This is a genomic window from Streptomyces sp. NPDC017936 (genome assembly GCF_044328485.1).
GTDB lineage: Bacteria > Actinomycetota > Actinomycetes > Streptomycetales > Streptomycetaceae > Streptomyces.
Window position 1 is genome coordinate 1 of record NZ_JBIRHK010000008.1, and the last position, 12,729, is coordinate 12,729.

A 12,729-nucleotide genomic window follows, 5' to 3' on the forward strand; every position below is an offset into this window, starting at 1 on the left:
AGTTCTCAAGGAACGGACGCTTCCTTCGTACTCACCCTCGCGGGCTTTCCTCCGGGCGCTTCCCTTCGGTCTTGCGTCTCCGACTCTATCAGATCCTTTTTCCGATCCGATTTCCTCGGCGCTTTCCAGGTTCCCGCTTTTGACTCGCGGTTTCCTTTCCGGCGGTTCCGACTTTATCAGGCTTTTCCCGCCTCTCTGACCACCCTCCTGCAGGCATGCAGAAGATCACCCAGAGATTAGGTTCTGACAAGTTGGATGCTGCTCGGTCGAGCGCGCTCGTTCACGTCGCTCACCCTCAGGCAGGGATACGACAGTACACGGGGGCGCGGAGCGCGTGCAAATCGATTAGGCTAGTGGTCTAGACCACGGATCGGGATCAGGCGTGCGAATCGGCACTTACCGTGACATACCCTGCTGCACAGTGCGCCGTCCCGGTCCCACAGTGACGGTTCCGTATATATCTCCACCTCCGGGAGGCTTCCCATGACCACCGTGACGTCCCCTCTGGCAGGACGCGCCATCGGACTGGCCGCCGTGCCGGATCCGGTTTTCTCCGGGGCCATGGTCGGCCCGGGGACTGCGATCGACCCGGTGCGTGAGCCCTCCGAGGCTGTCTCGCCCGTGGACGGAGTCATCGTCTCCCTCCACCCCCATGCCTTCGTGGTGGTGGACGCCGAGGGACATGGTGTGCTCACCCACCTCGGCATCGACACCGTGCAACTCAACGGCGAGGGCTTCGAGCTCCTTGTGAACAAGGGCGACACCGTCACGCGCGGACAGGGGATCGTGCGCTGGAATCCGGCGGCGGTGGAGGAGGCCGGCAAGTCCGCGGTGTGCCCGATCGTGGCGCTGGAGGCCACGTCCGACGCCCTCGCCGGGCTCCGTGAGGACGGCGACGTGAAGACCGGCGACGTTCTCTTTTCCTGGCACTGACGCCGAAGCCGCCGTATGACGGCACGTAGGACGACCATCGCGGCGGGACCCGCCGCACTATCGGAGACGGGTGAGATGGAGACAACGCTGCGAGGCGTCGGTGTGAGCCACGGTGTGGCGATCGGCGAGGTCCGGCACATGGGAACGGCGGTACTCGAACCGCCCGCCAAGCAGATTCCGGCGGAGGAGGCGGAGCGTGAGCAGGGGCGCGCCCGCAAGGCCGTGGAAGCCGTGGCAGCCGATCTGATGGCGCGCGGCAATCTGGCGGGGGGCGAAGCCCAGGCCGTGCTCGAGGCACAGGCCATGATGGCCCAGGACCCCGAGCTGATGGCGGACGTGGAGCGGCGTATCGCTGTCGGGAGCACGGCCGAGCGTGCCGTGTACGACGCGCTCGCCGCCTACCGTGAGCTTCTGGCGGGGGCCGGCGAGTACCTCGCCGGTCGTGTGGCCGACCTCGACGACGTGCGGAATCGTATCGTCGCCCGTCTGCTCGGCGTTCCGATGCCGGGGGTCCCGGACAGTGACGAGCCGTACGTGCTCGTCGCCCGGGACCTGGCGCCGGCCGACACGGCTCTGCTGGACCCGACGCTGGTGCTCGGGTTCGTCACGGAGGAGGGCGGCCCGACCAGCCACAGCGCGATCCTGGCCCGCGCCCTGGGGGTGCCGGCGGTGGTGGCGCTGCCGGGGGCCGGTGAGCTCGTCGAGGGCACGGTGATCGCCGTCGACGGCAGCACCGGCGAGATCTTCGTGAATCCGAGCGACGACAAGAAGGCGCGGCTCACGGCCGCGGCTGCGGAGCGCAGGGCGGCCCTCGCGTCCTCGACCGGGCCCGGTGCCACGGCCGACGGTCACCAGGTGCCGTTGCTCGCGAACATCGGCGGGCCCGCCGATGTGCCGGCCGCCGTGGAGGCCGGTGCGGAGGGCGTCGGTCTGTTCCGTACCGAGTTCCTGTTCCTCGACGACAGCAAGAACGCGCCGTCCGCCAAGAAGCAGGTCGAGGCCTATCGGCAGGTGCTCGAGGCGTTCCCCGAAGGGCGGGTCGTCGTGCGCGTGCTGGACGCGGGCGCGGACAAACCGCTGGACTTCCTGACCCCGGCGGACGAGCCGAACCCGGCGCTGGGCGTGCGCGGGCTGCGGACGCTGCTGGACCACCCCGAGATCCTGCGCACCCAGCTGGCGGCGCTCGCCGAGGCCGCCGAGGGCCTGCCCGTCCACCTCGAGGTGATGGCCCCGATGGTGGCGGACCGCGCCGACGCCAAGGCTTTCGCGGACGCGTGCCGTGCGGCCGGGTTGCGGGCGAAGTTCGGTGCGATGGTGGAGATCCCGTCGGCCGCGCTGCGGGCCCGTTCGATCCTGCGGGAGGTGGAGTTCCTGTCGCTGGGGACGAACGACCTCGCGCAGTACACCTTCGCCGCCGACCGCCAGGTGGGTGCGGTCTCCCGTCTGCAGGATCCGTGGCAGCCCGCGCTGCTCGACCTGGTGGCGCTGTCCGCCGAGGCGGCCAGGGCCGAGGGCAAGAGCTGTGGTGTCTGCGGGGAGGCCGCGTCCGACCCGCTGCTCGCGTGTGTCCTGACCGGTCTCGGCGTCACCTCCCTGTCCATGGGGTCGGCGTCCATTCCTTATGTGCGGGCGACGCTCGCGAAGTACACGCTGGCGCAGTGCGAGCGGGCCGCCGCGGCCGCGCGCGCGACCGACAGCGCCGAGGAGGCGCGGAACGCGGCGCAGGCCGTGCTGTCCGGCGAGTAGCCGAGCCGGTACGGGCCGAGTCGGCGTTCGGCTGGTGAGGAGGGGCGCTCCGCCTTCGGGGGCGCCCCTCCTCAGGCGTCAGTGGTGGTGGCCCGGCGTCGGGCCCTCCCGCCCCTCCTGGCCGAGGTCGGGCGGTTCGCCGTAGTCGACGCCGGACTCGGGCGGGATGAGGTCCCCCGACTCGACGTCCGTGCAGTACGCGTCGAAGACCTCGCCGGCCGTGAGGGGGGCGAGTCCGTCGCCGCGCAGCCGCCACCCGTAGATCCGGTCCGGGGCGCCCGGGGTGACGGTGCGCATGACCAGGCCGCCGGGGCTCTGGGTGGCGAGGCCGAGGGCGAGGACGGTGGTGAACTCGAGGGCCTCGGCCTCGTCGAGAGGTGTGGTGCCGTTCGGGGCCTGGTCGGCGTGGAGGACGGCGATGAGCGTTTCCGGAGTGCCCGTGACACTGCAGACGAGGTGCCTGTTGCCCAGTGGTGCGGTGTCGAGGATGCGGCTGAGGAGGTCGGAGGCCTCCGCGAACGCCGCGCGGCCGAGGTCTTCGCCGCAGCTCGCGCAGGCGCCGAGCCTGGCCAGCAGGGTCGCCGCGTACTCCCAGGTCGCCTGGCGGACGGCCTCGTCGACCAGGGCGGGGACGAGCTCGGCCAGGGGCTGGCCCTCGTAAGGCAGGGTGGGGCCGGTGGTCGCGAGTTCGGCGGTGAAGCGGGTGCGGTGGGCCGGGGTGTCGGGGTCGAGTCCCCTGGCGGCGCAGAACTCGGCGTACTCCTGGGGGTCGAAAAGGGCGACCGTGGTGTGGATGCCCTGGAGGGCGCGGGTCCTGAGGAGGCCCTCGACCTGCTGGAGGTAGGTGACGTGGTCGTCGAAGGTGAAGCTCCGGTAGCGCCGCATGGCACGGAAGTCGTGTTCGTCGGTGAGCAGGCCGATGGTGCCCGCGATTTCGCGGCGCAGGACGCGGCGCATGGTCTGGTCGTCGATGTGTGCCATGTTTCCCCCTGTGCGGACAGGCGATCAATGCTCACTCACAGTAATCGACGGCACTGACAACCGGGGTGCGGGAGCCGCCCACAGGTCAGGTGCGGCGTGATGGCGCAGGTCAGGGCACCTGTCGTCGTGGTGACCGTCCGTTGGAGTGTGGGTGGCGGCCGCAGCCCCGATCGGCCCCGGGCTCGCGGTCGTGCGCGTCGAGTCCGAGGCCGTCCGCGGGAGGGGGTGAGCGGCTCCGGTGAAGGCGTCAGGCTCGCTTGCGGGCGATGTCCTCGTAGAAGTGCAGCAGGTCGAGGTTGTCGATGGAGCCCGGATTGACCGCTCTCTCCAGGGGGGTGCCCTGGAGGAGTCGCTTCACCGGGACCTCGATGCGTTTCCCGGTGAGGGTGTGCGGGACTCCGGGCACCTCGATGATCTCGTCGGGGACGTGGCGCGGGGAGAGCTGTTCGCGGATGGTCCGCTTGATGCGGTCGAGGAGCGCCTCGTCGAGGACGGCTCCGGGCGCGAGGTGGACGAAGAGGGGCATCCAGTAGCCGCCGTCGGGCTGTTCGATGCCGATGACCAGGGACTCCCTGATCTCGGGGAGTCGCTCCACGGCTTCGTAGATGTCCGCCGAGCCCATGCGGACGCCTTGGCGGTTCAGTGTGGAGTCGGAGCGGCCGTGGATCACGACGGAGCCGCGTGAGGTCACGGTGATCCAGTCGCCGTGGCGCCAGACGCCGGGATAGGTGGCGAAGTAGCTGTCGTGGTAGCGACCGCCGTCGGGGTCGTTCCAGAAGTGGACCGGCATGGACGGCATGGGGTTGGTGACGACGAGTTCGCCCACCTCGTCGACCAGGGGACGGCCTTCCGGGTCCCAGGACTGCAGGTCGGTGCCGAGGCCGGGCGCCTGGAGTTCACCGGTGTACACGGGGAGGGTGGGGACGGCGCCGGCGAAGCAGGAGCAGACGTCCGTGCCGCCGCTGACGGAGGCGATCCACACGTCGTCGCCGACCTCGTCGTGCAGCCAGCGGAACCCGTCGGGCGGGAGCGGCGAGCCCGTGGTCGCGACACACTGCACCGTGGACAGGTCGAAGTCGCGTGCCGGGTGGACGTCGGCCTTGCGGCAGGCCATCACGTACGCGGCGGAAGTGCCGTACAGGGTGGCCTTCGTGCGGTCGGCGACGCGCCACTGGGCGGCCGTGTCGGGGTAGCCGGGGCTGCCGTCGTAGAGGACGACCGTGGTGCCCGTCAGGAGGCCGGAGACGAGGAAGTTCCACATCATCCAGCCGGTGGAGGTGTACCAGAAGAAGCGGTCCCCGGGGCCCAGGTCGCAGTGCAGGCCGAGCTGCTTGAGGTGTTCGACCAGGATGCCGCCCTGGGACTGGACGATGGCCTTGGGCAGGCCGGTCGTGCCGGAGGAGTAGAGCACCCACAGGGGATGGTCGAAGGGGACCTGTTCGAAGACGGGGTCGACGTCCGCGGCCGTCAGGGCCGACCACTCCAGGGCTCCTTCCGGTGCGTCGGTGCCCAGGAGCGGGATGTGGACCACCGCGCGCAGGGTCGGCAGTTCGCGGCGCAGTTCGGCGACGGCGTCCCGGCGGTCGTGCTCCTTGCCGCCGTAGCGGTAGCCGTCCACGGTGAACAGGACGACGGGCTCGACCTGCTGGAAGCGGTCGAGGACGCTGCGGGCGCCGAAGTCGGGCGCGCAGGAGGTCCAGACGCCGCCCACGGCCGCGGTGGCGAGCAGGGCGACCACGGCCTGCGGAATGTTCGGGAGGTAGCCGCTGACCCGGTCCCCGGGCCGTACCCCGAGGTCCCGCAGCTCGGCGGCGAGGGAGCCGACCTGGCGGCGCAGCTCGGACCAGGTCACCGGGCGCGGTTCATGGGTCTCGTCCACGTACAGCAGGGCCGGTTCGTCCGCGCGGGTGGCGCTCGCGCGCAGGGCGTGCTCGGCGTAGTTCAGCGTCGCTCCGGGAAACCACCGGGCGCCGGGCATGGAGCGGTCGCCCAGCACGCGCGTGTACGGCGTGGCGAAGCGGACGTCGAACCACTCCGTGACGGCCTTCCAGAACGTCTCCAGTTCGTCGACGGACCAGCGGTGCAGGGCCGGGTAGCCGCCTTCGGAGGGCGCGCCGTGGTGTTCGGCCGCCCAGGACTGGAATCTGGTGACTTGGGCCTGGGTGATGCGCTGGGGATCGGGCCGCCAGAGCGGCTCGGGGTTCACGGTCGACATGGGGCGGCTCCCGGACTGTGCGCGTCGTGTGCGTCGGCCCGCGCACGTGCTGGGGTGTGCGCGTGACGCGGCTGACACGGACGATGCCATGTGATCGACTTCTGCACCAGGGTGCGCCCCACACAGTCCGTGTCGTGAAGATGTGGTCCTGGCACGGGTGAACGGCAGTTGAACGACCCGCGCGTGTGGGGCGGCGAGTGGCAGGGTGAGCAGCATGGACGGTCGTGACCTGGTGCGTTCGGTGAAGTCGGTCGGCTCCGCGGGGGCCGCCCAGGGGTTGCGCACCGTGCGGGCGGCATGGCGCAGGCGACGTGCCGACGCGGGTGCGCTGCCGGCCCGGGGGGCCGAGCGGGCGAGGGTGCCCGGGCAGGTGCAGGCGGTGGAGCCCGGGCCCGGTGGCGGAAGGATCCGGTTCGGCCGCTCGGAGCTGCGTGTCCACGTCGCCGTCAACGGGGCGGTCTTCTGGGGCTGGGACGGGGCCGGTCCCGAGCCGTCGTACGCGCTGGCGGGGCGCTGCCCGGAGGCGGATCCCCGGGCGGTGCTGGAGCCGGACAAGGACGGTGGCTGGCGGGTCGTGGCCGAGCGGGTGACGGTCGTGATCTCCAAGCACGGTGCGATCGAGGTGTGCACGCCGGGAGGGGTGACGCTGCGGCGCGATCTGCCGCCCCGGTGGTGGGAGCCGCAGGAGGGCGGTCCCGGGCGCTGGATGCAGCGGTCGGAGGTGGCGGCGGACGCGCGTTTCTTCGGGCTCGGCGCCCGGGCGTCCGGGCCGCGTCTGCGCGACGGGACGTACCGGCTGTGGAACACCGGTCCCGGGCGCGCGTTCGGCCGTGGGGACGATCCGCTGTACCTGACGATGCCGGTGCAGTTCGTGGTGGCCGACGCGGCCGCTCATCTGGCCTTCTACGACACCTCGTGGGACGGCCGGGTGATCGTGCGGGAGGGCGAGGAGGGGGCAGGCTCCGGGCACGACCGGGCCGGGACGTCCGAGGTGCGGATGGACGGCGGCCCTGTGCGCTGCTGGGTGATGGTGGGGACCCCCGCGCGCGTGCTGCTCGCCTGGGCTTCGCTCACCGGGGCGCCCGCGCTGCCGCCCGCGTGGGCGCTCGGTCATCATCACGCGTGGCGGGGCGTCGGGGACGAGCAGGAGGTGCGGCGCATGGTCGCGGGTTACCTGGAGCACGGCCTGCCGCTCGACGCGGTCCACCTGGACGTCGACCACCTCGACGACCGTCAGGTGTTCACCGTCGACCAGGAGCGTTACCCCAAGCTGCCGGTGCTCGCCGAGGAGCTGCGGCGTGACGGGATCCGGCTGGTGTCGGTCGTCGATCCGGCGGTGAAGGCCTCCCCGGGTAACGCCGTCCGTGACGGCGGCGTCGCCGAGGACGCGTTCGTGCGGGACGCTTCCGGGCGGCTCGTCGAGGGCGTCATGCGGCCGGGTGAGTCGGTCTACCCGGATTTCACGCACGCGCGCGTGCGGAGATGGTGGGGTGGCCTGTACGCGGAGCGGCTGGCACAGGGGTTCTCCGGGTTCTGGCACGACATGAACGAGCCGGCGTCGTTCACGGCCTTCGGTGAGCAGACCCTCCCCCGGTCGGCCCGGCACGACCTGGAGGGGCGTGGCGGCGATCACCGGGAGGCGCACAACGTCTACGGGCTGTGCATGGCTCAGGCCGGCTACGAGGGGTTGCGCGAGCTGGTCCCCGAGGAGCGCCCGTTCGTCCTGTCGCGCTCCGGGTGGGCCGGCCTGCAGCGCTACGGAGGTGCCTGGTCCGGGAACGCCGCCATGGACTGGCCGGGGCTGCGGGCCTCCCTGTCGCTGGTCATCGGCCTGGGGCTGTGCGGAGTGCCGTACTCGGGGCCGGGCATCGGCGGTGTCGACGGCAGTTCCTCCGCCGAGCTGTATCTGCGCTCGTTCCAGCTGGGCGCCTACCTGCCGCTGTTCCGTACGCGGGCGGGACGCGGGGAGCCGTGGGATTTCGGTGCCGAGGTGCTGGAGCACGCGCGCGTGGCGCTCGTGGAACGCCGGCGGCTGCTGCCGTACTTCCTGACGCTGGCGCACCTGGCCCGGCGTACGGGGGCTCCCTACGTGCGTCCTCTGTGGTGGGCGGCGCCCGAGGACCGGGCGCTGCGGGACTGCGAGGACGCGTTCCTGCTGGGCGACTGTCTTCTGGTGGCCCCGGTCCTCGCCCCGGGCACGGACCGGCGGGCGGTCCGGTTGCCGCGGGGGCGCTGGTACGACACGGCGACGGGAAAGGCGTACGAGGGGCCGGGCCGGGTGCACGTCGACGCTCCCCTGGCGCGCGTCCCGGTGCTCGCGCGCGCGGGTGCCGTCATACCGGTGCGGGCGGAGGACGGCCGGTTGGAGCTGGAGGCGTGGGCGCCGGCCCCGGGGCGCACCGGTGGGGGGCTGGTGGTGCAGGACGCGGGTGACGGGTGGGGCGAGCCGGAGATCGAGCGGTACGTGGCCCGCTGGGCGGGGGACCGCGGGGTCGTCGTCGAACGGGAGGGTGAGGACGGCGTGCGTGAGCCGTCCCACCCCGTGCGCGTGCGCGGGCTCGACGGGGCGCCTCAGACGTAGCGGCCCTCGAAGAACGCCCGCACCGCGAGCGTGTGCAGCGGGAAGGCCAGTTCCTCCGGCCTGCGCAGGAGGTGCCAGCCCTCCGTCTCGTCGGTGGTGGCGGACGTCGGCAGCCGGTCCGCGGGGCGTTCCGGCAGGAGGCCGAAGAGGAGGAGGTGGCCGTCGGGAGAGCTCATGGCGTCGGCGAGGCGTACGTCGTGGCTCGCGGCGTCGATGCCCGTCTCCTCCCCGAGTTCGCGGACGACCGCCTGCCGCCAGTCCTCGCGGTCGTCGATGTATCCGCCGGGCAGGGCGATGCCCCCGCGCGCGGGATCGATGGTCCGTGTGATGACGACCAGGGCGGTGCCCTTCGTGTCGTACACGGGCTGGAGCGCGACAGCGACCGGCAGCGGGTTGCGGTAGGCCACGGTGGCGCAGGCCGGGCAGGTGCGGGGCCAGCCCGTGACGCCCTCCCCGTAGGGCGCTCCGCAGGCCGAACAGTGGGAGCCGCGCGGGGAGTTGGAGGTGGGGTGCTGAGTTTCGAACACGCGGCGGACTGTATCCGATCACGAGAGGGCGTCGTGCACGGGCGGTGCGGACGTCCTGGTGAGCGACTTGGCGGAGACGGGGAAGTCGAAGTAGGTGTCCGGGTACGGCTCGGGCTTGAAGGTGTAGTGCCACCACTCCTCGGCGAGGTTGACGAAGCCGAGTTCCTCGAGGGTGCTCTTCAGGAGCAGCCGGTTGGCGCGCTGCTCGCCCTGGACGCGCGGGTCGAGGGTGTGGCTGAGGGTGTCGAAGCAGTCGAAGCCGGTGCCCATGTCGACGGAGTTGTCCGGGAAGCGCTCGTCCTGTGGCGCGTGGCACGGCACGAGGGGCTTTCCGGGTACGTAGGGCGGGGTCGGTCGGGCCGGGAGCTTCACGAGCGTGAGGTCCACGGTCGAACCGCGGCTGTGGCCTGACTTCTCGGCGATGTAACCGTCCTCGAAGAGGCGGGACTTGTCGACGTTCGGATAGAACTCGGCTTTCATCGCCTCGTCGTCGAGGTCCTGTGCCCAGCGGACGAAGTGGTTCACGGCGCGCTGCGGCCGGTAGCAGTCGTACACCTTGAGTGTGTATCCCTGCCGCAGGAGCTTCGTCTGCGCCCTGTGGAGGGCCTGGGCGGCCGGCCGGGTGAGGATGCACAGCGGCCGGCGGTAGCCGTCGATGCGTGCGCCGACGAAGTTGTGCGGGGTGAAGTAGCGCATCTCCTGGAGGATCGTCGGGTCCACGGACCTGAGGGCGACGAAGCCGGCGGGGGCCGTGGGCCCGGTGTGGGCGCGGGCGGTGGCGGAGGCGACGGTGACGGTCAGCAGGGCGGCGAGCGCGGTGACGACACCGCGTACGGCACTGGAGAGTCGTGTCATGTCTCCTCCATTTACCAGGACAGTGGTCCGCGGGGGAAGTGATCGCATGTGCTCCACCGCGAGCGCGGTACACCCCTCGCCTTTCGTCCGCGTGCGTGTCACCGGACAGCCGACGGCCTTCGCGGTGAGGGCTCCCGCCCGGGGAACGCACGCGCGTGGGGCGCGTTTTCGGCGCGCCCGGCGCCGGCCGGGCCTCCGCCCGCGACACCACCGGTGCGGATGCCGGCGGCCCGTGACCCGGACCCCGGCCTGCCCAACCGTTGCCGTCACCCTCCTTGACGCCCCCTGAGTGCCGGTGAACACTTCCCGGTGTCAGCCGACATCGCCGTACATTCACGGCGTACCAGGCACTGCGCCTGCCGGGCTCCCCCATCCCCGGCCCACTCACCGCGGGCGATGCGGCTACGACGGCACGCTCGTCACGGACGCCGGGCGGGGCGCGGGACCCCCCTGCCTTGGCCGAAGCAGCCACGGGAACCGCACCCTGCACGGAGCACCGGGGCCGATCGCCCCGGGCCGGGCCTAGGAGCAGCCATGAGCAACGGAGACGTATTCGTCGGCGAGGTCATCGGAACGGCCGTCCTCATCCTGTTCGGCGCGGGAGTCTGCGCCGCCGTCACCCTCAGACACTCCAAGGCCCGCGCCTCGGGATGGGTGGTGATCGCCTTCGGCTGGGGGTTCGGTGTGCTGGCCGGGGCGTACACCGCCGCGCCGCTGTCCGGCGGGCACCTCAATCCGGCCGTCACCCTGGGGATCGCCGTCGACACGGGCGAGTGGGGCAAGGTCTGGGTCTACCTCCTGGGGCAGATCATCGGCGCGATGCTCGGCGCCGTTCTCGCCTACCTGGTGTACCTCGCGCAGTTCCAGGCGAACGTGCGGGAGACGGGCACCACGGAGGGCACGACCGAGGAACCGACGCCGACGCTCGGCATCTTCTCCACCATCCCCGAGATCCGGAACCCGGTCGCCAACCTGATCACCGAGATCATCGCGACCGTCGCCCTGGTCCTGCCGGTCCTCGCCTTCGGGCTCACGGAGGGGCTGGGCCAGTCCGGCACGCTCGTGCTGATCGTGTCCCTGCTCGTCGTCGGCATCGGGCTCTCCCTCGGCGGCCCCACCGGCTACGCCATCAACCCCGCACGCGACCTCGGGCCCCGCATCGTCCACGCCTTCCTGCCGATCCCGAACAAGGGCACCTCCGACTGGGGTTACGCCTGGATCCCCGTCGTCGGCCCGCTGATCGGCGGAGCGCTCGCCGGCCTCCTCTACAACGCGGCCTTCTGAGGGGCCCCGAGCAGCGCAGCATCCGAACAGCCTTCCCGAACCCAGCCCAAGGGGCAGCCATGACGGACAACGCCGAGAAGTACGTCGCCGCGATCGACCAGGGCACCACGTCGAGCCGCTGCATCATCTTCGACAGGAACGGCGCGATCGTCGCCGTGGACCAGCGTGAGCACCGCCAGATCTTCCCCAAACCCGGCTGGGTGGAGCACGACGCCACCGAGATCTGGTCCAAGGTGCAGGCGGTGGTCGCCGGGGCGATCGCCAAGGCCGGGCTGCGGGCGGACCAGCTCAGCGCGCTGGGCATCACCAACCAGCGCGAGACGACCGTGCTGTGGGACCGCGCCACGGGCAAGCCCGTCCACAACGCGATCGTGTGGCAGGACACCCGGACCGCCGCGCTCTGCGGCGAACTGGGCGGCAGCGACGGGCAGGACCGTTTCCGCGAGCAGACCGGTCTGCCGCTGGCCAGCTACTTCTCCGGCCCGAAGGCGGCCTGGCTGCTCGACAACGTGCCCGGGCTCAGGGACCGTGCCGAGCGCGGCGAGATCGCCTTCGGCACCATCGACTCCTGGCTCGTCTGGAACCTCACGGGCGGCGTCGACGGCGGCCGGCACATCACCGACGTGACCAACGCCGGGCGCACCCTGCTGATGAACCTGGAGACCCTCCAGTGGGACACGTCCATCCTGTCCGCGATGAACGTGCCCGAGGCCGTCCTGCCCGAGATCAGGTCCTCCGCCGAGGTGTACGGCACCGCCGTCGGCCAGCTCTCCGGAGTGCCGGTCGCCTCGGCGCTGGGCGACCAGCAGGCGGCGGTGTTCGGCCAGGCCTGCTACGACGTGGGGACCGCGAAGAACACGTACGGGACGGGCAGCTTCCTGTTGCTGAACACCGGCAACCGGCCGGTTCCGTCCAAGAACGGGCTGCTGACGACCATGGGCTACAAGATCGGCGACGAGGCACCCGTGTACTGCCTGGAGGGTTCGATCGCCGTGACGGGTGCGCTCGTGCAGTGGTTCCGCGACCAGCTCGGCATCATCCGTACGGCTGACGAGATCGAGACCCTGGCGGCGAGCGTCGACGACAACGGCGGCGCGTACATCGTGCCCGCCTTCTCCGGGCTGTTCGCGCCGTACTGGCGGTCCGACGCGCGCGGTGTCGTCACCGGGCTCACCCGGTACGTCACCAAGGCCCATCTCGCGCGCGCGGTGCTGGAGGCGACGAGCTGGCAGACCCGGGAGGTCGTGGACGCCATGTACCAGGATTCCGGGGTCCGGATCACGACCCTGAAGGTGGACGGCGGCATGACGAAGAACAACCTGCTCATGCAGCACCAGGCGGATGTGCTCGGGGTGCCCGTGATCCGGCCCCGGGTCTCGGAGACGACCTGCCTGGGCGCCGCCTACGCCGCCGGACTGGCCACCGGTGTGTGGAACGGCCTCGACGAACTGAAGGCGCACTGGCAGAGGGACGCCGAGTGGACACCGTCGATGGAGGCGTCGGTGCGCGACCGCGAGTACCGCAACTGGCGCAGGGCCGTGGAGAAGAGCTTCGGGTGGTCGGAGGACGGCGAGGCGTAGGCCGGCGCGGTTCGCGGGCGGTTCTCG

9 protein-coding genes are annotated in these 12,729 nt (G+C 71.5%); 5 read left to right on the forward strand and 4 right to left on the reverse strand.

All coding sequences use genetic code 11. From position 1 onward, the window contains the following. Positions 1-483: 483 nt before the first annotated feature. Both ACH4F6_RS17845 and ptsP read left to right on the forward strand, forming a co-directional pair. Positions 484-933: a PTS glucose transporter subunit IIA gene (locus tag ACH4F6_RS17845; RefSeq protein ID WP_397961140.1), complete on the forward strand. Its 450-nt coding sequence runs from the start codon at positions 484-486 to the stop codon at positions 931-933. A gap of 75 nt (positions 934-1,008) precedes the next feature. Beyond that, positions 1,009-2,679: a phosphoenolpyruvate--protein phosphotransferase gene (gene ptsP / locus ACH4F6_RS17850; protein ID WP_397961141.1), complete on the forward strand. Its 1,671-nt coding sequence runs from the start codon at positions 1,009-1,011 to the stop codon at positions 2,677-2,679. A gap of 78 nt (positions 2,680-2,757) precedes the next feature. Here ptsP and ACH4F6_RS17855 read toward each other — a convergent pair whose 3' ends face one another. Both ACH4F6_RS17855 and ACH4F6_RS17860 read right to left on the reverse strand, forming a co-directional pair. Further along, positions 2,758-3,660, reverse strand: coding sequence for a hypothetical protein (locus tag ACH4F6_RS17855; protein ID WP_397961142.1), 903 nt, complete (start codon positions 3,658-3,660; stop codon positions 2,758-2,760). Between the two features lie 247 nt (positions 3,661-3,907). Continuing rightward, entirely contained in the window at positions 3,908-5,875 is a 1,968-nt protein-coding gene (locus ACH4F6_RS17860; RefSeq protein WP_397961143.1) for an acetoacetate--CoA ligase, read from the reverse strand. 214 nt (positions 5,876-6,089) lie between these two features. Here ACH4F6_RS17860 and ACH4F6_RS17865 point away from each other — a divergent pair, with 214 nt between their 5' ends. Continuing rightward, a complete protein-coding gene (locus ACH4F6_RS17865) occupies positions 6,090-8,456 on the forward strand; it encodes a TIM-barrel domain-containing protein (RefSeq protein WP_397961144.1) in 2,367 nt (788 codons plus the stop codon). Here the strand turns inward: ACH4F6_RS17865 and ACH4F6_RS17870 are convergent. After that, positions 8,447-8,983 carry an NUDIX domain-containing protein gene (locus ACH4F6_RS17870; RefSeq protein WP_397961145.1) on the reverse strand — a complete coding sequence of 179 codons (537 nt, stop codon included), beginning with the start codon at positions 8,981-8,983 and terminating at the stop codon, positions 8,447-8,449. The genes ACH4F6_RS17865 and ACH4F6_RS17870 overlap by 10 nt on opposite strands. Before the next feature lie 18 nt (positions 8,984-9,001). After that, complete coding sequence (locus ACH4F6_RS17875) at positions 9,002-9,838, reverse strand: M15 family metallopeptidase (protein WP_397961146.1); 837 nt, start codon at positions 9,836-9,838, stop codon at positions 9,002-9,004. A gap of 534 nt (positions 9,839-10,372) precedes the next feature. On the opposite strand from ACH4F6_RS17875, the gene ACH4F6_RS17880 reads away from it, so the two are divergent. Continuing rightward, positions 10,373-11,122 (forward strand): MIP/aquaporin family protein, encoded by a 750-nt coding sequence (locus ACH4F6_RS17880; RefSeq protein WP_397961147.1) that lies wholly within the window; start codon positions 10,373-10,375, stop codon positions 11,120-11,122. Positions 11,123-11,181: 59 nt separating this feature from the next. Next, positions 11,182-12,702, forward strand: coding sequence for a glycerol kinase GlpK (gene glpK, locus ACH4F6_RS17885; RefSeq protein WP_397961148.1), 1,521 nt, complete (start codon positions 11,182-11,184; stop codon positions 12,700-12,702). Positions 12,703-12,729 lie beyond the last annotated feature (27 nt).

Coding starts and splice junctions, on each gene's coding strand:
- ACH4F6_RS17845 (WP_397961140.1), top strand. CDS start 484: ATGACCACCGTGACGTCCCCTCTGGCAGGACGCGCCATCGGACTGGCC.
- ptsP (WP_397961141.1), top strand. CDS start 1,009: ATGGAGACAACGCTGCGAGGCGTCGGTGTGAGCCACGGTGTGGCGATC.
- ACH4F6_RS17855 (WP_397961142.1), bottom strand. CDS start 3,660: ATGGCACACATCGACGACCAGACCATGCGCCGCGTCCTGCGCCGCGAA.
- ACH4F6_RS17860 (WP_397961143.1), bottom strand. CDS start 5,875: ATGTCGACCGTGAACCCCGAGCCGCTCTGGCGGCCCGATCCCCAGCGC.
- ACH4F6_RS17865 (WP_397961144.1), top strand. CDS start 6,090: ATGGACGGTCGTGACCTGGTGCGTTCGGTGAAGTCGGTCGGCTCCGCG.
- ACH4F6_RS17875 (WP_397961146.1), bottom strand. CDS start 9,838: ATGACACGACTCTCCAGTGCCGTACGCGGTGTCGTCACCGCGCTCGCC.
- ACH4F6_RS17880 (WP_397961147.1), top strand. CDS start 10,373: ATGAGCAACGGAGACGTATTCGTCGGCGAGGTCATCGGAACGGCCGTC.
- glpK (WP_397961148.1), top strand. CDS start 11,182: ATGACGGACAACGCCGAGAAGTACGTCGCCGCGATCGACCAGGGCACC.